Origin of the sequence: uncultured Limnohabitans sp., from assembly GCF_937889215.1 — a bacterium.
In the GTDB taxonomy this organism is placed as follows: Bacteria; Pseudomonadota; Gammaproteobacteria; order Burkholderiales; family Burkholderiaceae_C; genus Limnohabitans_A.
In genome coordinates this window covers 1-1436 of sequence record NZ_CALBEX010000475.1, presented here as the reverse complement: position 1 = coordinate 1436, position 1436 = coordinate 1, and the positions used below count along the sequence as shown (strand labels likewise).

The 1436-nt window shown below is 63.2% G+C and carries 1 protein-coding gene and 1 other RNA gene; one reads left to right on the top strand and one right to left on the bottom strand.

The window, feature by feature from the left end; translation table 11 throughout:
* An RNA gene (ffs, locus tag Q0341_RS11935) (signal recognition particle sRNA small type) lies at positions 1-71 on the bottom strand; the annotation flags it as partial.
* Between the two features lie 93 nt (positions 72-164).
* Here ffs and dnaX point away from each other — a divergent pair.
* On the top strand, positions 165-1436 hold a 1272-nt coding region (dnaX, locus tag Q0341_RS11930; protein ID WP_299513587.1), incomplete at its 3' end, for a DNA polymerase III subunit gamma/tau.

The following is a 1436-nucleotide window of genomic DNA, read 5'->3' as shown; positions in this document are numbered from 1 at the left end:
GATTCACAGTTAGGGCTGCTTGGTTCCCCACCTGACCCGGTTGGCCGCTTCACCATGCGGGAAGGCCCGTCGAGATCCATTGTAGGCGAGCTTGCGGCCGCTTTGTGGCGGCTGCTGGTTTTTTCCTTATTTATCCCGCCTGGAGCCCGATAGAATCAGGTCCCATGTCTTACCTTGTCCTCGCGCGCAAATACCGCCCCCGCAATTTCACCGAAATGGTGGGGCAAGAGCATGTGGTGCAGGCTTTGACCAATGCCTTGGTGCAGCAGCGCCTGCACCATGCCTACTTGTTCACCGGCACCCGGGGCGTGGGCAAGACCACCGTGTCGCGCATTTTGGCCAAATCGCTCAACTGCCAGGGCGCAGACGGGCAGGGCGGCATTACCGCTGAGCCGTGCGGCGTATGCCAGGCTTGTCGCGACATCGATGCAGGGCGCTTTGTGGACTACACCGAACTGGACGCGGCGTCCAACCGGGGTGTGGACGAGGTGCAAAGCCTGCTTGAGCAGGCGGTCTACAAACCGGTGCAGGGGCGCTTCAAGGTCTTCATGATCGACGAGGTGCACATGCTGACCAACACCGCGTTCAACGCGATGTTGAAGACCCTGGAAGAGCCCCCTGAATATTTAAAGTTCGTGCTGGCCACGACCGACCCGCAAAAGGTGCCGGTGACGGTGCTTTCGCGTTGCTTGCAGTTCAACCTGCGGCCCATGGCGCCCGAAACGGTGTTTGAGCACCTGACCCAAGTGCTGGCCGCTGAACAATTGAGCGCCGAACCGTTGGCTTTGCGCTTGCTGGCCCGCGCCGCACGCGGCTCCATGCGCGACGCTTTGAGCCTGACCGATCAAGCGATCGCCTTTGGCAATGGCATGGTGCAAGAGGCGGGCGTGCGCCAGATGCTGGGCAGTGTGGACCGCAGCCATGTGTTGCACATGATCCGCGCCCTGACCGAGGGCGACGGTGCGGCAGTGGTGAACCAGGTCAACGCCCTGCGCTTGCAAGGCGTGTCGGCCGCAGCCACCCTGGAGGATATGGCCATGCTGCTGCAGCGCATGGCGGTGATGCAGATGGTGCCCAGCATGGCGCAAGACGGCGACGACCCCGACACCCAGGGCCTGGCCGATCTGGCCCAGGCCATGCCCGCCGAAGAAACCCAATTGCTTTACAGCCTGTGCCTGCACGGGCGCTCCGAGCTGGGCTTGGCCCCTGACGAGTACGCGGCCTTGACCATGGTGCTGTTGCGGCTTTTGGCTTTCAAACCTGCTGGCGGGTCGGCTGAAAAAAAAAGTCCGCGAATCAGCCTCCCACCCCTGATTGAAGCACCGGCAGCGCGCAGCGCGGCGCCTGCCCCCGTTTCAGTCACCCCAGCGCCTGAACCCCAAGCTGCATCCCAACTTGCCCCGGCATCCGCACCCGCACCCGCACCCGCACCCGCA